A 19,111-nucleotide genomic window follows, 5' to 3' on the forward strand; every position below is an offset into this window, starting at 1 on the left:
ATAAATTGAGGGGGAGTGGCCTTGTCATTAAGTCCACAGGCAATTACCAACATTGCTGTGCAGGCTGCGAAAGACAAAAAGGCTTCAAACATCACCGTACTTGATATCCGTGAACTGACCGTAATAGCTGACTATTTTATAATCTGCAGCGGTTTTTCCAGTACCCAGGTCCAGGCTGTTGTAGAAAACATCCAGGAAAAATTGAAGGAAGCGGGGATGCCGGCCCTTCGCCGGGAAGGTTTTCGGGAAGCCAAATGGGTGCTGCTGGATTATGGTGATGTCATAGTCCATGTCTTTCAGGAAGCGGAACGGCAGTTCTATAATCTTGAACGCTTGTGGGGGGACGCCCCGGTGGTGGGTGTGCCGGTAAACATCTAGAATTAATTACTTTTTCTCTCTGTTGACAGATTAAAACGTATGTCTTATAATAAATCTCAGTTTTAGCTGACAAGGCAATGATGAGGAGCAGTAAGCAGTGCAACTCCGAAGAGAGCCGCCGGGTGGTGCGAGGCGGTGGGCCAAACTGCCGAAACTCGCCTTTGAGCCGTCTGGAGGAAGTATTAGTACTCCGGACCGGGTGCGCCGTTATCGCTGTAAGAGGGTAAAGATGGGGCTGTGGCGCAGTGGGAGCGCGCTTCCTTGGCATGGAAGAGGCCGCGGGTTCAATCCCCGCCAGCTCCACCATGATATATCTTTGCCAAAAAGGGTGGTACCGCGGGTTAAACCTCTCGTCCCTAAAAAGGACGAAGAGGTTTTTATTATTTTAGGGGAGGGGAATATGTGAGTGTAATTGATTTTGGAGGAATTACATTAGGCGAGCTGGTTGACCAGATTACTGAAGCCTGTCCCGACACGGAGGCGTTGGTTTACCCGGACCGCGGCTTGAGGTACACTTATACAGAGTTCCGGGAAGCCTGCAACCAGATTGCCAAGGGGTTAATGAAGCTGGGTGTAAAAAAAGGTGACAGCACCGCGATTTGGGCCACCAATGTGCCCGAGTGGGTGATCACCCAGTTCGGCAGCCCCCGGATGGGTGCGGTGCTGGTAACAGTCAATACTAATTACAAGGTGTTTGAGCTTGAGTACCTGCTCAAGCAGTCAGACAGTACTACCCTGATTTTAATAGAGGGCACTAAAACATCTGATTACATAGGCATGGTCTACGAGCTTTGTCCTGAACTGAAGGAATGCAAACCGGGCGAACTGGTATCGGAAAGGCTGCCTTATTTAAAAAATGTGATCCTGATCGGTGATAAAAAACTCCCGGGCATGTTCACCTGGGCTGAGGTCATGAAAATGGCCGAAGAAGTTGCGGACGAGGAACTGGAAGCCGTCATGGCTTCGCTGAAGCCGGATGATGTGATCAACATGATGTACACCTCGGGGACTACCGGTTTCCCCAAAGGGGTTATGCTCACCCACCGCAACTTGATCTTAAACGGCCTAGGCATAGGGGACAGCATGAAATTAACCCCGCAGGACAGGTTGTGCATACCGGTACCGTTTTTCCACTGCTTTGGCTGTGTGCTGGGTACAATGGCCTGCGTCACGCACGGGACCACCATGGTGCCGGTCGAAGTATTTGACGCCAGGCAGGTGCTGTGGACTATTGAAAAAGAGCGCTGCACCGGAGTGCACGGGGTGCCCACGATGTTTATCATGGAGCTGGAGGTAATGGAGAAGGAGAAATTCGACACTTCCTCCCTGCGCACGGGGATTATGGCCGGCTCGCCCTGCCCCATTGAAGTCATGAAAAAAGTTGTGGACGTTATGACTGCGGACCAAATAGTAATTACATATGGGCAGACCGAGTCCTCGCCGGGGATTACCAACACTACGACGGATGACCCGCTGGAACTCAGGGTTTCCACAGTGGGGCGCACACTGCCTGATGTGGAGATGAAAATTGTCGACCCGGAAACCGGGCAAGAAGTAGGCCCCCATACCCAGGGGGAAATTTGCGCCCGCGGCTACAACATCATGAAAGGGTACTACAAAATGCCCGAAGCGACCGCGGCCGCCATTGACAAGGACGGCTGGCTGCACACCGGCGACCTGGGTACGGTTGACGAAAACGGTTACCTGAAGATTACCGGACGCCTCAAGGATATGATCATCCGCGGCGGTGAAAACATTTACCCCAGGGAAATCGAGGAGTTCCTCTATACTCACCCCTGCGTCAAGGACGTGCAGGTGGTTGGCGTGCCGAGCGTCAAATACGGCGAGGAAGTTATGGCTTATATCCAGCTGAAGCCAGGAAGCCAGTTGACGGAGGAAGAAGTGAAAAAATTCTGTGGCGGGCAGATTGCCCGCTATAAAATCCCGAAATACGTGGCTTTTGTAGACGGCTATCCCATTACCGCCAGCGGCAAAATCCAAAAATTCAAGCTGCGTGAAATGGCTGTCGAAATGCTGGGCCTGCAGGACGCTGCCAAGATCGAAACAGCGTAACTGAGACGTGAGAAATGAGACGTGGGACGTGGGACTTTAGGGCTTGTCTTTATGGTCATGTGAGACAAGTGAACAGTTCCTCCACTTATGTGTAAGTACTTAGATGTAAGATCTGGGAAACTATATAAGCATTGTGCAAAGAAGTTTAAGCTAATACGTAGAAGTACAGAAGGTGGGACGTGAGGAATGAAGGATAGACTTTTGGGTATAAATGCTCAAAAGGAATGCCTGAACCAAACGTCCCACTTCCCACGACCAACATCCAATTTAATTTGCACAAATTGTTAAGATGTGAGATATTAGACTATGGAGTTAGACATTTTGGGTGCTGAGCGAATCAAGGGGGAACCAAATTGAAAGAAAAGTACAATTTTGATGAAGTTGAGAGAAAGTGGCAGGAGCGATGGGCTGAAGAAGACCTATACGCAGTACCGGACTTTTCCGACCGGCCGAAATACTACTGCCTGGAGATGTTTCCCTACCCTTCGGGCAAACTGCACATGGGTCATGTGAGGAACTACTCAATAGGTGACGTGGTGGCGCGCTTTAAAACCATGCAGGGCTTTCACGTGCTCCACCCCATGGGCTGGGACGCTTTCGGGCTGCCGGCAGAAAACGCCGCTATCAAACACGGCGGGATTCACCCGGCCCAGTGGACCATCGATAATATCAGCAATATGCGCGAGCAGTTAAAACAATTGGGTATCAGCTATGACTGGAACAGGGAGTTCGCCACCTGTGACCCGGAATATTACCGCTGGACAGAGTGGCTTTTTCTCCAGCTTTTCCACAGCGGACTGGCTTACAGAAAGCTCTCCGCAGTGAACTGGTGCCCCGGCTGCGCCACGGTGCTGGCCAACGAGCAGGTTGTAAACGGGGGCTGCGAGCGCTGCAAGTCAACAGTAGAAAAGCGCGAGCTGGCCCAGTGGTTCTTTAAAATTACAGATTACGCCGACCGCCTGCTGGGCGACATGGAGCTTTTGGATGGCTGGCCTGAAAAGGTTAAAATCATGCAGGAGAATTGGATCGGCCGCAGCGAGGGTGCGGAGATCGATTTCAAAATAGATGGCTCACAGGAGACTATCACTGTGTACACCACACGGCCGGACACGGTGTTCGGTGTTACTTACATGGTCCTGGCACCGGAACACCCGCTGGTGGAAAAACTAATTGCCGGCAGCAAGGACGAAGCAAAGGTCCGGGAGTTTGTCCGCAAAGTGCGCAACTTAAGCGAGATCGATCGCACCTCCAATGAGGTGGAAAAGGTCGGCCTGCCTATCGGGGCCTCCTGTGTAAACCCGCTGACCGGAGATAAGGTGCCCATCCTGATTGCCAACTATGTCCTGCTGGAATACGGCACAGGCTGCGTGATGGGTGTCCCGGCCCACGACCAGCGTGACTTTGAATTCGCCAGGAAGTACGGTTTCCCGATCAGGGTGGTAATCCAGCCGCCTGGTGCCGAGCTGGAACCTGACACCATGGAAGCAGCTTACGAAGAAGAAGGCCTGCTGGTAAATTCCGGCCGTTTTAACGGCCTGCCCAATCAAGAGGCGATCAAGGCTATTACCAGCCACCTGGAAGAAAAGGGGCAGGGCAGGTTCAGGGTAACTTACCGCCTGCGGGACTGGCTTATTTCCCGCCAGCGCTACTGGGGCGCGCCCATACCCATCATTTATTGTGATCACTGCGGTCCGGTGCCGGTCCCGGAAAGCGACCTGCCGGTGCTGCTGCCCATGGAAGTTGAATTTAAACCTACCGGCCAGTCACCCCTGGCCGAATGTCCCGAATTTGTAAACGCGGTTTGCCCGAAATGCGGCGGGCCGGGCAAAAGAGAGACCGACACTATGGATACCTTTATGTGCTCTTCCTGGTATTACTACCGCTACACCAGCCCGGGGGAAGACAGCGGGCCCTGGGACAAAGCCAAGACCGACTACTGGCTGCCGGTAGACCAGTATATCGGCGGGGTGGAGCACGCCATCCTGCACCTTCTGTACTCGAGGTTTTTTACCAAGGTGCTGTACGACCTGAAGCTGATCAGCAATCTTGAGCCCTTCACCAACCTGCTCACCCAGGGTATGGTCTTAAAGGACGGGGCGAAAATGTCCAAATCCAAGGGCAACGTGGTGAGCCCGGAAGATATTGTGGCGCGTTACGGGGCGGATACCGCCAGGATGTTCATCCTCTTCGCCGCACCCCCCGAGAGGGACCTGGAATGGAGCGACCAGGGTGTGGAAGGGTGCTTCCGCTTTTTGAACCGGGTCTGGCGCCTGGTTGAGCCCCTGCAGGATGTAATTAAAAATACAACCGGACGGCCTGCGGAGAACCTGGTGGGAGTGAACCGCGAAATGCGGCGGATTACCCACAAAACTATTAAGAAGGTAACCGAGGATATAAGCACCCGTTTCAACTTCAATACCGCGGTCAGTGCCATCATGGAACTGGTCAACGCGCTTTACCAGTTCAAAGAACTGCCGGAAACCGACCGCGATCAGGCTGTGCTGCGGGAGTCTGTCGACGCTCTGCTGCTCCTGCTGGCTCCTTTCGCTCCCCATATCACCGAGGAAATCTGGGAAGCGACCGGGCACCAGGGGAGCGTCCACATGCAGGCCTGGCCGTCATATGACCCGGCTGCCATTGTTGAAGATGAAATCACCATAGTGGTCCAGGTTAACAGCAAAGTGCGCGACCGCATGCTGGTCCCGGCAGGCCTGACAGCCGCCCAGATGCAGGAACTGGTAATGAAGGACCCCAAAGTCCTCAAGCTTACGGAAGGCAAAAAAATTGTAAAAATAATACCCGTACCAGGTAAACTGGTCAACATAGTTGTAAAATAACACCAGGCAAATCAGGAACCGTCCCCATTTGCTACAGTTTGCTACAGTTTGCCAGATTAAAAAAACTTTTTCATGCGTCAGCTCTGAAAATATATATTGGCCCTTGCAGATTTTTTTGCCGGGAGTTATAATACATTTAATTTTATATCCTAAAGTCTATGAAGGAGAAAAGTAAACTGGCCCCAGTCCTCCAGGGAGGGAGTGTCACCGACTGGAAGCATTCCCAGGGTATGACCTGTTGAAGTTCTCTCCGGAGACGCCGGCTGAAACCGCCAGGTGCGGCAAGTAGGCTTGGACGTATGCTCCCGGCGTTAAAAGGGAGGGGGTATCGGAATGATTGTTCCTGTACTCTTACCGAGGGGGTGCCATGGCATTTTGCCATGGACCAACCAGGGTGGTAACGCGAAAAGCTGAGCTTCTCGTCCCTGCGGGGCGAGGAGCTTTTGTATTTGCAGACGTGTTTTTCTGGTTATGATCCCCCCGCTAAGCATTCCCGTACCTTGTCAGAGAGGGCCGTTTTCGGCCAATTAGGGTGGTACCACGGAAGCCTGCTGCTCCGTCCCTTATTAAGGGAGCAGCAGGCTTATTTATATATTTGGAGGGAAAAAGAATGGTAGTGGTGATGAGTTTAACGGCTGAGCCGGAACAAATTAAGGCTGTGCAGCAAAGGCTGGAGCAATACGGCTATGAAGTCCATTTCATTCACGGGGTCAAGCGCCTGGTCATAGGAGCGGTTGGAGACCGTAAGGAAATCGCTTCTCTTGGTTTGGAAGCCATGCCCGGCGTGGAGAAGATTGTGCCGATTATGAAACCGTATAAACTGGTAAGCCGGGAGTCCAAAGGTAAACACAGTATGGTCAGGGTGAAAAACGTGAATATAGGCGGCAATGACCTGACGGTAATTGCCGGCCCCTGCGCGGTCGAAAGCAGGGAACAACTGCTTGCCGCCGCCCGCAGGGTGCGCCGGTCAGGTGCGAGGGTCCTGCGGGGAGGGGCATTCAAGCCCAGGACATCCCCTTACAGCTTCCAGGGCTTGGAGGAGGAAGGTTTGAAAATACTGGCTGAGGCATCTGAGGAAACCGGTCTGGTTACGGTAACCGAAATTATTGATGAAGCCAGCCTGGAACTGGCGCTGAAATATGTTGACATGGTCCAGGTGGGAGCCAGGAACATGCAGAACTTCCAGCTGCTGCGCCAGGTAGGCCGCTCAGGCAAGCCAGTGTTGCTGAAAAGGGGTTTGTCTTCAACCATTGAAGAATGGCTGATGGCTGCCGAGTATATTGTTTCGGAAGGCAATGAAAACGTGGTGCTTTGTGAGCGGGGAATCCGTACTTTTGAAAGCGCCACCCGCAATACGCTTGACCTCAGCGCCGTGCCGCTGGTTAAAGGGCTGAGTCATCTTCCAGTAATAGTAGACCCGAGTCACGCCACCGGAATGCAGAGGCTGGTGGCACCCATGGCCAGGGCTGCTGTGGCGGCGGGGGCGGACGGCCTGATTGTCGAAGTCCATCCTGACCCCTGCAGGGCGCTGTGTGATGGCCCCCAGTCCCTGACACCTGAAGATTTCGACTCCCTGATGTCGGAAATAAGGACAGTGGCGGCCGCAGTCGGGCGTGTTGTGAGGGAGGCTGTGTGTAGTGTATAGGTTAGGATATCTCGGCCCCAAAGGGACATTTTCAGAAGAAGCCGCCATCCTGTACCAGAACGGAAAAGAGGGGGAATTGCTTGCTTGTTCCTTTTTAGAGGAGATTTTCAACGGGGTTGCGGCCGGCAGACTGGATGAAGGTGTGGTCCCGGTGGAAAATTCGATAGAAGGTTCTGTCGGCGCCGTGCTGGACCTGCTGGCGGGGCCATATTACCTTTTTGTACGCGGGGAAGTGTTTCTGTCTGTCAGGCAGTCCTTAATGACCCGGCCTGGTGTGCAGCTCGAAAGGGTGAAAAGGGTTTTCTCCCACCCGCAGGCCCTGGCCCAGTGCCGCAGCTTTCTCCAGCGGGAATTGCCGGGCGCTCAAATGACAGAATGCACCAGCACAGCTGCGGCCGCCAGGCGGGTAGCCGCCGGCAGCCGCCCCTGGGCTGCGCTTGGGCCGGCTAGAGCTGCTGAGGAATACGGGCTTGAGGTGGTTGTACCGGCAGCCAACGACTACCAGGACAACGTTACGCGCTTCTGGGTGGTGGGAAAGGAGCAGCTGCCCGGAAATTTAGAAAAAAAGTATAAGACATCTATTGTTTTTGGTGTTGGGGACCGTCCCGGAGCTTTGTATGACATATTGCGTGAATTTGCAGTTCGCGGCATCAACCTTACCCGTATAGAATCCAGACCGGCGAAAAAAAATCTGGGTGACTACTTGTTTTTCATAGATTTTTTAGGTGGGCAGGTGCAGCAAGAGGTGCAGGAAGCACTGCGCCAGGTGGCTGCCATTACTCTGGGTTTAAAAATTTTGGGTTCATATCCCGCATAGAAGAGCCGACACGAGACAATTATATGGCTTCGATTGACCCATAACACAGGTTGCTTTGTTATGGGTCGTTTTATGGATAAGGTATTTATTATACAAATTTTTTCTACCGCGGGCCGCATCCCCGGGAAACCATGTCAGTCTTTGTGGCCAAAGGGGAGGCCAAAGACATATTGGAAACAAGTTCTCAACTCGAATATAGTTCAGCACAGGCCACCGGGTCATTGACCAGGGGGAGGACAGGTTTCTACGTTAACTTGAAAGAGATGGTTATTATGCGTGCAACCCCCGGGACTAACATAACCTTACCCCGGGTCGAAGTTGTCGAAAGCGGGGTCTCCCCCGGGCCGGGCAGGGAGAAGCCCAACGTTAACAAAGGAGTGGCGCTCAACGGGTCGGCCGTATTCAGAAAGGTCAATATGCTGGGATGGCTGGACGAGTCAGAGACACTGGGGCTGCTCTGGCTCAAAGGGAAAAACCCTAAGGGGATTATCACCATACCCTCTCTGACTGACCCTAATAGGGGTCACGGTACCAAAAAAAGAAAATTGTACGCTAAGCCAATTTTTGGTAATAGAATTCAATTTTGCTGTACGTTAGGATAATGATTTTAAACAAATATAGGCCAGTCGTAAGATATCGTCCCAATGCTCACGAATCTTTTTTTCTTTGATTCTATCACCTATTAAGGGTTCCAGATATGGGTATGTCGAAGGCTTCTCAAAAACATACATTTTCTTGTCGCTAAGATCTCGAATACGGGGAGCAAACCGGAAGCCCAACAGATGGAACATAGCGAACACGTGGTCAGTATAGCCCGAGGTATCCGTGTAGTGTTCTTCTATCTTCAGCCATTTTTACAAGCCCCAGGTTGATTCCTTCTGCTAAGATTGCCGCAAATAAAACGATTTTATCCTTGGCTTCCGACCTGGTATGCAGGTGCGTAAAATGTCTGCTGAACCCGGTCCAGGTGTCCACTTCCACGAGTAAATCAGTCAGTTTTATTCGAGGCAGCAGGCCATACGCGCGCCGGATTAGTTCTTCTACTTCATCAGGGACTATTTTTTGTAGGGGTGCTATTCGAAGCTTTCCATCCTGCAGGGAGGCGTCGGGGAGTTTGTTCTTTTTGATCAATTTAGAAACCACTTGCAATTGGTCGTGTAATTGCTGCTTCCGGCTCTCAAGATATAAATCAATATTGGTAGGCACTGCCACCGGCAAGTCACCCGCCTGGCACATTGCATCCCACGCTTCCGCAGTTAAAAGGTACTCTTCGAAATTCTTAAATTGTCGGCTCCCGGTTACCCAGACGTCACCGGAACGCAGATGGTTGCGCAACTCTGACAAAGCACAGATTTCGTAATAACGTTTATTAATCCCGTTGTCCTGGAAGACGTATTTCTCCCATCTTGGTTTAACAAAATCAGTTGGGGCCTGTGCTCGTTTGCGAACAGTCCAGACTAAGCGTTCCACCGCGTACATGGCGGGTATAACGATCTTGCGGGCCCGCATTTCCTGAACCAGCGCGTCAACCAGAACCATCGATTTATCTGTAATCATCGCAATCGGCAACAAGTAATCGCTAAGCTCTTTGTATTCTTGACGATCAAAAGAACGAAACCCAAGGGCTTTTCTAATTTCAGCAAGGTGTTCCCGGCGTGTTGTATCCCGAATACGAGCGTAATCCTTTATTAATACGGGAGAAACTTTTAACTGACCGGCTATATAGGACAAGACTCTATCCGGGACTTTTTCTTCCGCATTATAAGGTCTCCCAGGAAAATGCAGATAACCTATCTGAACTGCAAATCCCAGTCGGTTATGGTCACCGCGGCGGAGATTGGCGATTTCGATTTCCTCCGGGGACAAGGTAAAATAACGAGCGATATCTCGATCACTCATATCATTTGGTATCTCGGTAAACTGTTTCCTCTGTATCGGTGGCAAATCCGCTTACGGCTGACTTAACCCGCAAGCGGTGGCTCACGCTGTACCCGGAGGTTTCCAAGTGCTCCAGGTACATTTCCAGGGCCGCCTTGGTAAAATGCTCGGGATGAAAACGGCCACAGCTTCCCGGCCCTCGGCAATCCAAGAAGTGAATTGACGCAGGACTCTTATGTACGCATCCGTTGTTCTTTCGGATTTGCCGGCTAAATACTCTTGGTACTCGGCTAAAAGAGATTGATCCGGGTACAGATTTACCACCTTATTCATTGCTCATTCCTCCGTATAATATTTTCTGTTACGAGATTTTGGGGCTTATTTTGCCCTTTTTTGATAGTTATACCTACCATACCATAATAAACAAGTAACAGAAACCATAATCTATTACAAGTTTTCTGTTACTATTAAGTTTTTACGGTTTTTTACATCACGTAAAATGATCAAAAACATCTGAAAAATTTAGAAGGTCGAATATCCGAAGTGGTGCTTATTATAGAATGCGATCAAGACCAGGTGAAAATAGTGGAACATGTCCTTTGGGATAACCTTGCTATAGGGGTTAGCTAGCAGTAAGGCTCGATGAGGGCCAGGGGATGGATTCCAAAATACTTGAAAAATAGGCACCCCATTTATAACCACCAAGGAGAACGGTACCGGCCTGGGCCTGGCGGTCTGCTACAGCATTGCCGCGCGGCATAACGCTAAAATAGAGGTAGATACCGGTCCTGTCGGTACTACGTTCTATGTAAGGTTCAGGTGTGGACATTAAATGTTGCTGTAATAAGGGAAGGGTTTTTGATGTTGTGTCGCTGTTAGACGAAAGACTCAAGCAAAAATTGTAGATCGCTACGTAAAGAAGAATTTTCCTTAGCGTCTATTATTGTCAAAATGTTGGTGGTACAACAAGCTAACGTATAAGTAAACAGATTTTTTTATCGTTAACAATGTTTAGCGTATGAAACCGCGTTTTGTTAGCGGGGCTCCAAGGATAAGTTCTTAGATGAGGGGAGTAGCACATTTTTTTAATCGATGCCCAAAGACGATAATAATAATTCTAATTAATGAGACCGAAAGAGATTATTATCTTTCCTCCTGACAATACAACAATGTCTGAATTATCTGACGTTTGCCCCTGGTTTAAGATATGCTGGTATTAACCCTAATCGGTAAGGAGAGGGTCGGGAAAAAGCCCCCTCTTTTTTGATTGAATGCATATTTTTTAAGTATTTGTTAATAATACAATAAATTGAGAGTAGAGGTAAATATATGTTTAAATTGTTTTTAACGATATTACGACGAATTAATGGCAGGAAAACAAAGATAAAGGAAGGAGCCCAGTCCCATTGGGAAACAACGTTTGAAACGGAAAGGAGGCCCATTTCCTCCAGCCTTGAGAAGAATAAAGCGATCGTAAAAGAAATATTTGACCGCTGCGACGACCTGGTAATACGTGAAATAATCATCAGTAGGAAAAGTCCGGTTAGGGCACTGGTCGTTTATCTTGACCCGATGGTCAACCCCGACCTGCTGCAGCACAACCTGCTGCGCGCCCTGCTCAATGTGGACGAGGCGCCTTCCAATGGAATAACCATAGCTTGGCTGAAGGAAAAAGTTATCCCGGCCGGGGACATACAGGAAAAAAAACGGTGGGTAGAAGTGGGCAATGGTATTGCCAAGGGACTGGTGGGAATTTTCGTTGAGGGTCAGGGCAGCGTTCTTTTAACCAGCATCTTTGAGGATGTCAGCCGATCCATTTCCCAGCCCACGGCCGAACCTTTGATTAGAGGACCCGCGGATGCTTTTAACGAGGACCTGCGTACTAACATCGCCCTGCTGCGTAAGCGCCTGCACACCACCCGCCTGGCAGTGGAAAACCTGGAGATTGGTGAACTATCTAAGACAGCGGCAAGCCTGGTTTATTTAAAGGGCTACGTCACTGACGAACTGATCCATGAAGTTAAAGAGCGTATCCAGCGTATAAAAATAGACGGTGCTCACGCTGGCGGTTATCATGAAGAGTTTCTTCAGGATAACCCCTATTCCCTGTTCAACCCCATCGAGCCGACAGAGCGACCGGATAAGCTTTACGGCCACCTCCTGGAGGGCGCGGTCGGATTGATGTTCGAGAATACGCCTTTTGCCATAATCTTCCCGGTAACCCTTCCTTCCCAGATCCAGAGTCCCGAAGATTACTACAACCACTACTGGTTTGCTTCATTTATCAGGCTATTCCGATGGGCAGGGTTCTTTTTCGCTATTTTTCTGCCGTCGTTTTACATCGCGATCACCACTTACCACCAGGAACTGGTGCCCACTCCTTTGCTGATATCCATCATCGCCTCCCGCGAGGGGGTGCCGTTTCCTGGCTTTTTGGAAGCCCTGCTCATGGAACTGGCTTTTGAATTATTAACGGAGGCGGGGGTTCGCCTGCCCAGGGCTTTTGGCCAGACCATCAGCATCGTGGGGGGGATAGTGATCGGGCAGGCGGCGGTCAACGCCAGCCTGGTGTCGCCGATACTTGTGATAGTAGTGGCGTTGACGGCTGTTGCCACCTACACCATCCCCTCGATAACTTTATCGAATACCGTCCGCATGCTGCGGTTTCCCTTCATGATTGCTGCCGCCTTCATGGGGTTGTTTGGTGTGGTTGCCGGCAGCATGCTTTTAATCTTTCATTTATGCTCCCTGCGCTCTTTCGGGGTACCCTACCTCTCACCGCTGGCCCCGTTAAGCATGGGTGATTTGAAAGACACCTTTATCCGGGCGCCGGCCTGGATGATGATTATGCGGCCACGGCTGACCGGCTACGTTGAGCCTCAACGGCAGCCCCGCGGTCAAAAGCCCCGCCCGCCTGCCCCCGAGGGCAATCGCAGTCTACGCTGGGGAAGGAAGAAGTAATAAATGCTTGACAAAGGCCGTATAAGCAGCGTGCAACTGATGCTGGTTTTGTTCATGGTTGAGATGGCCACCGCTTTTCTCCTTGTACCGTCTATAGTAGCCCAGGCGGCAGGACCGGACAGCTGGCTATCCGTTCTGGGGGTCGCCACTGCCTACGGTTTAGCTGTGGCCCTGATTTGCGTGGCCCTGGGAAAAAGGTTTCCATTTCAGGTATTTACCGAGTACCTTCCCGAAGTCTTGGGGCGGGTGCCGGGCAAGCTTTTAGCCGCAGCCTATACAGTTGTTTTTATCCACCTTACCTCGGTGGTGGTGGGCGAAAACTCCATCTTTATTCATACCGTCTTTCTTCGGGAAACCCCTCCCCTGATTATCAACCTTATGATGGTAGGTGCCGCTGTTTATGGGGTATATCTTGGGGTCGAGGTGCTTGCCCGGGCGAACGAGATGGTATTTCCCATATTTATACTGTCGATCACCATATTATTAGCCTTGGTGGCCAGAGAGATAGACCTCGACCACCTGCGCCCGGTTCTGGCCAACGGCCCCCTGCCGGTGTTGAAGGGGGCTATGGTACCCGCCGCCTGGCGGGGGGAAGTATTCTTTCTCCTTCTGCTCTACCCCTACCTCAATCAGAAGAACGAGGCTCTGAAGTCAGCAGCGGGGACGGTTTTAATGTCCGGGGTTTTCGCGGCAACAGTTACCGCAGTAACGATAGGGGTATTCAGTGACCTGGTCGCCTCCCGCCAGATCTACCCGGTTCTCAACCTGGCCCGCTACATTTCGGTAGCGGGAATTCTGGAGCGCCTGGAACTGTATCTCATCATCATCTGGATGGCCGGGGTGATTATCAAGCTGGCGGTTTTCTACCACTCCTGCAGCGTTATGGCCGCCTCTACCTTGGGTCTCAAGGATTATCGCGTAACCGTTTTCCCGATCGCCCTGGCCACCATTGTCATAAGCGGAAGATTATACGAAACGGACTATCTAAAACTGGTGGAGTTTTTATCCAAGTTCTGGCCTTTCTATGGCTATACTGTAGAATTATTGATTCCCGGCCTGATTCTACTGGTGGCGGTGATAAGGAAAAAGGGAGGTAATCGGGTTGACTTTTAGAAAAAAATTTAAAATTAAAACTATAGTTGGCCTCTTTCTGCTGGTTCTGATTTCCTTAACCATGACCGGGTGTTGGAACCGGCGGGAAATGAACGATATAACACTCAGTACCGCTATTGGCATAGACCGGGTGGTGGTGGACGGCCGGCCCATTTTCCTCTTTTCCGTGCTCGCCGCGAGGCCAGCTGTACCAAGCGGAGGCGCCACGGCCGGGGGCGGCGGCGGTACTACTGGGCCAAGGGTCGCCGGCGTGGGAACGGTTATCTCTACTGAGGGGGAGACTGTTTACGACGCGATAAGGAACTACTCCATGCGCACCTCCCGGCAGCTTTTTTTGAGCCACAGCTTGGTAATAGTCTTCGGGGAGGAGATGGCCAAGGAAGGAATAGGCGAGGTGCTCGACTTCTGCAATCGCCAAAAGGATATCCGTGAGCGTACGTGGGTAGTGGTCTGCGAGGGTCTGGCCCGCGACGCCCTCCAGTCCCAGCCCGAGATGGAATCGATAACCTCTGTAGAGTTGAATAAGATGATACCCCTAAATCAATCCCGGGCCTCCAAGGTGGCAATAGCCAACCTGTTCCAAGTGACGCGTGACCTATTGACCCCGGGGAAAGAGGCGGCGGTTAGCAATATAAAACTATTCGTGCCGCCGGAAACCAGTTCGCCCATCCGCCCGACCGGACCAGCCCAGACCCCCGGTTCTCCAAGCGGGAAAGGCGGTGGTGCCGAAATTCAGGCTCAGAACAAGACCTTTGCCCTAAGCGGGGCGGCGGTGTTCAGGGGCGATCGGATGGTAGGCCGGATGGACGAAGAGGAAACCCAGGGTATGTTATTTATCAAAAACCAGGCTGACGGCGGTATTATACCCATTGCCTTCAGCGCCCCGGAGAAAAACGCCTCATTTCTTTATCGGGACGTGAAAGCAAAGGTTAAGCCGGTAATTAACGAGGACGGCAGTATAATGTTTGAAATCCGCATCAACGGCAAAGTAGAACTGCAGGAACAAAAGAACGCGGCAATCGACATAGCCGAGGAAGACATAAAACATGCCGAGGAATTGATAAACCAGGAGGTTGAGCGCCGCTGCATCAAGGCGGTGGCCAGGAGCAAGGAGTTAAAGTCGGACGTTTTTGGGTTCGGAGAAAAGATTTATCGATCAAAACCTAAAGCATGGGAGGAGATTCAGAGCCAGTGGGGAGAAATCTTCCCAACAGTTATAGTAAGCGTAACAGCAGATTTTAAAATCGAGCACCTCGGGTTAATAAACAAGCCAATAGTTATTCAATAAATACTCTTAAACCGTTGGCCGTTACCCGAAAATGAGAAGTAAACCCGATTTACTTGTGGGAGAAGACGAGCGGGCTGGTTCGACAGATATTTACGCACCTGCATACCCGGGCAGGAACTAAGGAATAGATCAATTTTATCTGCTGTAATCTCATGAGAAAGGAGCATTATTTACTACAAATTTGCTTAGCGTACATTTTTCTTTTTTTGGTACGGTCCCCCCTAATAAGAAAATGTCCATCGACATAACCCGCAGCAGCACGGAAGTGGAACCGCAGTATGACGGAGATTCAGTGTGGTTTAATGTAAACATCGATCTGGAGGGGGATCTGCTGGAACAGCAGTCGGCAGAAAATATCCTTGAGCGCGAAGTGCGAAAAGCAATTGAAGAAAAAATTGCCGGGGAAGTGGAAGAAAAGGTGGGAATAGCACTAGAGAAGGCACAGAGGGAATATGGGGTCGACGTCTTTGATTTTGGGGTGGCTTTTCACCAAAAGTATCCCGGAGAGTGGAAGGAATTGAAAGGCCATTGGGATGAGGTGTTTTCAAACGCCGAGGTTAATCTTACAGTGGAAGCTCATTTGAGGCGCAGCGGTTTGCAGGGCAGGAGGACAGCCGAAAAATAAAGCCTAAATAAGGCAAGGTGAGACAAGGGGATGAGACAAGGGGACGGTTCCGAACCGACAATTTGCGGATGACTTGTGAGGAATGCAGGATATACCCACGTCCAATGTCTCACGACCCACGTCCCATTTATGCGGGTTTTAGGCCGTACCGCTGGATCTTCCTGTAGATGGTGGCCCGGCTGATACCCAGAGCCCGGGCGGCCTTGATCTTCCCTTCGTCGGTCCAGCCATACCGGTCCAGGGCGGCGGCAATTGCTTCCTTTTCCAGTTGAGCCAGCTGCAGCAGCCGTCCGTCACCCGCGATGCCGTCCCTGGTCCTCTTTTTCGTTTCCTCACGCAGTTCCGGAGGCAGGCTCTCCAGCGAAATCATAGAGTTTTCTTCAAGATTTATGGCATATTCCACAGCATAGACTAATTCCCTGACGTTCCCAGGCCAGTAGTATTTGACGCATGCTTTTAAGGCTTCGCTGTCAAAGCCCTGGATATCTTTGTTCAGGAGCTTGCAAAATCTTTTCATATAAAATTCTAACAGTAACGGTATATCCTCAGGCCTTTCTCTCAAAGGAGGTATGATCAGGGGGATAACACTGAGGCGGTAGTAAAGCTCATCCTGGAAGAGGTTTTTACGCACCATTTCCTGCAAGTCGCTGTTTGAAGCCACGATAACCCGGACATCAACCGGGATCATCCTGGTGCCGCCAACTCTTTCAATCCGGCGGTCCTGTAAATATCTTAAAAGCTTTGCCTGCAAGTAGAGGGAAAGGCTGCCGACTTCATCGAGGAAAATTGTCCCGCCGTTGGCCAGCTCAAATTTTCCCTGTTTGCCGCCCCGGCGGGCGCCGGGAAAAGCTCCTTCATCGTAGCCGAAAAGCTCGGTCTCAAGCAGGTTCTCCGGGATGGCCCCGCAATTGATCGAAACAAAAGGTTTGTGGGCAAACGAGCTGGCGGCATGGATGGCCCGGGCGAAAACTTCCTTGCCGGTGCCGCTTTCCCCCATGATTAGAATTGTCGAACTGCCGCCGGATATTTTTAAGGCTTTGGCCTTTACCTCAGCAAATGACTTGCTGGTGCCGACCAGGTCTTCAAAATCAATCATTTCCTGGTTGCTCATGATTTCGTAAGCCAGTCTTTGTGTTTCTTTAAAATCACGGAATGTGGCCACTACCCCGGCAATATTGATATCATCTGCCTTGATCGGCCTGGCTGTGCTCAGAAGGTGAAGCTTCCGCCCTTCATAATTTATGAATACCTCCCGTGAGTTAAAGCCCTTGCCGTCATGCAGTACTTCCGTCAGCGAGGGCAGTATTTGTTTCGAATCAGTGCCAATCAGGTTTTCTTTTTTTGCCCCGAAAAGCCTTGCCGCCGACTGGTTGAAGTGGGTAATCAGTCCCTCATGGTTAACTGCCACGACACCTTCGTAAACAGCGTCGATTACCGCTTCAAGGCGGTTGACCATAACCATCCGCTCAGCCATGATTTCCCCTTCGAGCGCCTTGCTGCTGATCAGATCCGCCATACGCCCGATAAATTCAATCAGGGATTCCGTGTTTTTGGAAAGGGTTTCTTTTTGCTCGTCATTAAAAGCGATCAAGCTTACTGTTCCGATTACTTCACTATTAGCGGTTATGGGATAGACGATAGATGCCCGGTAAAAACAGCGGCCGGTGAGCGGGCAGGACAGGCAAATAGGGTGGAAGCCGGCCTCGCTGATAAAAATGTGGCTGCCGGTTTGCAGGACATGCTTGTTTACCAAGCCGCGCAGCAAACGGGAACCGACATCGTTCCTTACAATCCCGGTGCCGGCCACCCGCACCAGTTCGGTATCTATAAGCTCCACCTCGACCTTTAGTACGGTAGCTATGGCCTCGGCAATTTTCTGGCCGTTTTCGCTGACCTGGGCAAGCCTCGACATTATCAACAACTCCTAAGAAACTGTTGTAATTAATGAACAAAACAAAAAGCCCGCAAGGGCTTAATTGTAGTAAACCACCTATACAAATTAGTCATTAAGCCCGGAACAATACCGGACTTATTGGCTTCGCCGCCCGTTTCACTCGTTAGTTGTAAAGTTTTTGCCAAAAAGGTTTATTGGCGTGAATTTTGCCATTTACACTATGCTGCTTCCTTTAGAGCGCTTTCCCAACCTATTTCCAGCGCTTTTTGGTTTAATGCCTCTGTGCCTTTGGGAATACGGGACAGCAGGGCGGATTTTAAAGATTCTTTTGAAACGACACCTGAAATAGCCGCAAGCGCACCAAGCGCTATAATGTTGGCAACCATTTCTTTGCCCAGGGATTCTCTGGCGATTTGGGTGTAGGGCATTTTAAATGTCCTGGCCGTTGTGGCGGGTATTTCCTGAATGAATGTGCTGTCAACAATAAGCACGCTATCCTCGCCAAGCTCGCCGATATACCGCGCCAGAGCTTCCTGGCTCATAGCCAGAAGGACATCAGGCCTGGTAACTTTGGGATAGTCTATTTCTTCATCACTGATAATTACTTCGGCTTTGCTGGCTCCACCCCTGGCTTCCGGACCGTATGACTGGGTCTGGACAGTGTTCTTGCCGTCCCTGATTACCGCGTCAGCCAGGATCAGTCCCGCCATAATCAGTCCCTGGCCGCCTGTGCCGCTTAGTAGGATTTCGCTTGTTTGTGACAAAACATCATTCCCCCTTTATTGGTCCCCGGACCCTGTCTATTAACTGCTGATATACCTCGGTGTATTCAGGAGCCTCCGATTTATGGAGTTCTCCAATCAGGAATTTACCTTTCATCTCTTCCGGTTTTAAGTACCTTGATTTTTCTATCGGGACTCCATGCTCTTTCTGCCACATCAGCATGTCGTAGCCGCCTCCCATTTTATTGCGGCGCCCGTATGAAACCGGGCATGCCGTCACAGCTTCAATAACGCTGAATCCTTTATGGGAGGCGCCGGTAATAATCAGTTTGGTCAGCATGGCAGAGTGGTAGGTCGTCCCCCTGGCAATATAAGTGGCGCCTGCCGCTTTAACCAGTTCGACCAGGTCAAAGGGCCGCTCAAAAGTGCCGTAAGGAGCGGTGGTGGCGCGGTTGTCCTGAGGGGTGAGAGGGGAATACTGCCCGCCTGTCATACCGTAGATACTGTTGTTGAAAATTACCACGGTCAGGTCAATATTGCGCCTGGCCGCGTGTATCAAGTGGTTGCCGCCAATGGAGCTGGCATCCCCGTCTCCCATTAAAACAAAAACATTTACTTCAGGGCGGGCCAGCTTGATCCCGGTCGCGAAAGCAAGGGCCCTGCCGTGGGTAGAGTGGAGAGTATTGAAGTCGAGGTAGCCGGAAGCTCTGGAGGAACACCCGATCCCGGAAACTATCACGGTTTGATCCTGGTCATAGTTCAATTTATGAAAAGCGCGGACCAGCGCGCTCAGCACGATTCCGTTGCCGCAGCCGGGACACCAGATATGGGGCATTTTCTCCATGCGCAGGTATTTTTCAGCGTTTGATGGCATGTTGTT

General features: G+C 51.0%; 15 protein-coding genes, 1 tRNA gene and 2 pseudogenes. 12 read left to right on the plus strand and 6 right to left on the minus strand.

Features of this window, described 5'->3' with window-relative positions; translation table 11 throughout:
• Positions 1-21 precede the first annotated feature (21 nt).
• From rsfS to Pmgp_RS03730, 7 genes are all read left to right on the plus strand, one after another.
• Positions 22-378, plus strand: a complete 357-nt coding sequence (gene rsfS / locus Pmgp_RS03700; RefSeq protein WP_134212624.1) for a ribosome silencing factor — start codon at positions 22-24, stop codon at positions 376-378.
• A 231-nt stretch (positions 379-609) separates the two neighbouring features.
• Positions 610-684: transfer RNA gene (locus Pmgp_RS03705), tRNA-Ala, on the plus strand.
• A gap of 105 nt (positions 685-789) precedes the next feature.
• Positions 790-2,451 carry an AMP-binding protein gene (locus Pmgp_RS03710; RefSeq protein ID WP_134212690.1) on the plus strand — a complete coding sequence of 554 codons (1,662 nt, stop codon included), beginning with the start codon at positions 790-792 and terminating at the stop codon, positions 2,449-2,451.
• Between the two features lie 353 nt (positions 2,452-2,804).
• Positions 2,805-5,288 carry a leucine--tRNA ligase gene (leuS, locus tag Pmgp_RS03715; protein WP_134212625.1) on the plus strand — a complete coding sequence of 828 codons (2,484 nt, stop codon included), beginning with the start codon at positions 2,805-2,807 and terminating at the stop codon, positions 5,286-5,288.
• Between the two features lie 610 nt (positions 5,289-5,898).
• Complete coding sequence (gene aroF / locus Pmgp_RS03720; RefSeq protein WP_134212626.1) at positions 5,899-6,933, plus strand: 3-deoxy-7-phosphoheptulonate synthase; 1,035 nt, start codon at positions 5,899-5,901, stop codon at positions 6,931-6,933.
• Entirely contained in the window at positions 6,926-7,750 is an 825-nt protein-coding gene (gene pheA / locus Pmgp_RS03725; protein WP_134212627.1) for a prephenate dehydratase, read from the plus strand. Before aroF ends, pheA begins: the two co-directional genes overlap by 8 nt.
• Positions 7,751-7,833: 83 nt before the next feature.
• A complete protein-coding gene (locus tag Pmgp_RS03730; RefSeq protein ID WP_486644358.1) occupies positions 7,834-8,352 on the plus strand; it encodes a Ger(x)C family spore germination C-terminal domain-containing protein in 519 nt (172 codons plus the stop codon).
• Between the two features lie 18 nt (positions 8,353-8,370).
• Here the strand turns inward: Pmgp_RS03730 and Pmgp_RS20780 are convergent.
• The 3 genes and pseudogenes from Pmgp_RS20780 to Pmgp_RS03745 form a co-directional block, all read right to left on the minus strand.
• Positions 8,371-8,848: pseudogene (locus Pmgp_RS20780) on the minus strand (Tn3 family transposase); the annotation flags it as partial.
• A gap of 360 nt (positions 8,849-9,208) precedes the next feature.
• A pseudogene (locus Pmgp_RS20785) lies at positions 9,209-9,694 on the minus strand (DUF4158 domain-containing protein); the annotation flags it as partial.
• A 36-nt stretch (positions 9,695-9,730) separates the two neighbouring features.
• Positions 9,731-9,961 (minus strand): hypothetical protein, encoded by a 231-nt coding sequence (locus tag Pmgp_RS03745; RefSeq protein ID WP_134212630.1) that lies wholly within the window; start codon positions 9,959-9,961, stop codon positions 9,731-9,733.
• A 394-nt stretch (positions 9,962-10,355) separates the two neighbouring features.
• Between Pmgp_RS03745 and Pmgp_RS20655 the strand changes: the two genes are divergently transcribed.
• The 5 genes from Pmgp_RS20655 (at position 10,356) to Pmgp_RS03770 (ending at position 15,615) form a co-directional block, all read left to right on the plus strand.
• Positions 10,356-10,460 (plus strand): hypothetical protein, encoded by a 105-nt coding sequence (locus Pmgp_RS20655; RefSeq protein WP_345789122.1) that lies wholly within the window; start codon positions 10,356-10,358, stop codon positions 10,458-10,460.
• Between the two features lie 497 nt (positions 10,461-10,957).
• Complete coding sequence (locus Pmgp_RS03755; RefSeq protein ID WP_134212631.1) at positions 10,958-12,589, plus strand: spore germination protein; 1,632 nt, start codon at positions 10,958-10,960, stop codon at positions 12,587-12,589.
• Positions 12,590-12,592: 3 nt separating this feature from the next.
• Positions 12,593-13,702 (plus strand): GerAB/ArcD/ProY family transporter, encoded by a 1,110-nt coding sequence (locus tag Pmgp_RS03760; protein ID WP_134212632.1) that lies wholly within the window; start codon positions 12,593-12,595, stop codon positions 13,700-13,702.
• Complete coding sequence (locus tag Pmgp_RS03765) at positions 13,692-14,990, plus strand: Ger(x)C family spore germination protein (protein ID WP_134212633.1); 1,299 nt, start codon at positions 13,692-13,694, stop codon at positions 14,988-14,990. Before Pmgp_RS03760 ends, Pmgp_RS03765 begins: the two co-directional genes overlap by 11 nt.
• Before the next feature lie 181 nt (positions 14,991-15,171).
• A complete protein-coding gene (locus Pmgp_RS03770) occupies positions 15,172-15,615 on the plus strand; it encodes a Ger(x)C family spore germination C-terminal domain-containing protein (protein ID WP_345789120.1) in 444 nt (147 codons plus the stop codon).
• 127 nt (positions 15,616-15,742) lie between these two features.
• Here Pmgp_RS03770 and Pmgp_RS03775 read toward each other — a convergent pair whose 3' ends face one another.
• From Pmgp_RS03775 to Pmgp_RS03785, 3 genes are all read right to left on the minus strand, one after another.
• Positions 15,743-17,527, minus strand: a complete 1,785-nt coding sequence (locus tag Pmgp_RS03775) for a sigma-54-dependent Fis family transcriptional regulator (protein WP_134212635.1) — start codon at positions 17,525-17,527, stop codon at positions 15,743-15,745.
• Positions 17,528-17,727: 200 nt separating this feature from the next.
• The gene (locus tag Pmgp_RS03780) at positions 17,728-18,273 is read right to left on the minus strand and encodes a 2-oxoacid:acceptor oxidoreductase family protein (RefSeq protein WP_134212636.1); all 546 of its coding nucleotides are present in this window, start codon (positions 18,271-18,273) and stop codon (positions 17,728-17,730) included.
• 4 nt (positions 18,274-18,277) lie between these two features.
• Positions 18,278-19,105, minus strand: coding sequence for a 2-oxoacid:ferredoxin oxidoreductase subunit beta (locus tag Pmgp_RS03785; RefSeq protein WP_134212692.1), 828 nt, complete (start codon positions 19,103-19,105; stop codon positions 18,278-18,280).
• Positions 19,106-19,111: the final 6 nt, after the last annotated feature.

Source organism: Pelotomaculum propionicicum (assembly GCF_004369225.1).
GTDB classification, from domain to species: domain Bacteria; phylum Bacillota; class Desulfotomaculia; order Desulfotomaculales; family Pelotomaculaceae; genus Pelotomaculum_B; species Pelotomaculum_B propionicicum.

What these genes read in the sequence shown, in the direction of transcription:
- aroF (WP_134212626.1), top strand. Translation starts at nt 5,899, where the DNA reads ATGGTAGTGGTGATGAGTTTAACGGCTGAGCCGGAACAAATTAAGGCT.
- Pmgp_RS03745 (WP_134212630.1), bottom strand. Translation starts at nt 9,961, where the DNA reads ATGAATAAGGTGGTAAATCTGTACCCGGATCAATCTCTTTTAGCCGAG.
- Pmgp_RS03755 (WP_134212631.1), top strand. Translation starts at nt 10,958, where the DNA reads ATGTTTAAATTGTTTTTAACGATATTACGACGAATTAATGGCAGGAAA.
- Pmgp_RS03760 (WP_134212632.1), top strand. Translation starts at nt 12,593, where the DNA reads ATGCTTGACAAAGGCCGTATAAGCAGCGTGCAACTGATGCTGGTTTTG.
- Pmgp_RS03775 (WP_134212635.1), bottom strand. Translation starts at nt 17,527, where the DNA reads ATGTCGAGGCTTGCCCAGGTCAGCGAAAACGGCCAGAAAATTGCCGAG.
- Pmgp_RS03785 (WP_134212692.1), bottom strand. Translation starts at nt 19,105, where the DNA reads ATGCCATCAAACGCTGAAAAATACCTGCGCATGGAGAAAATGCCCCAT.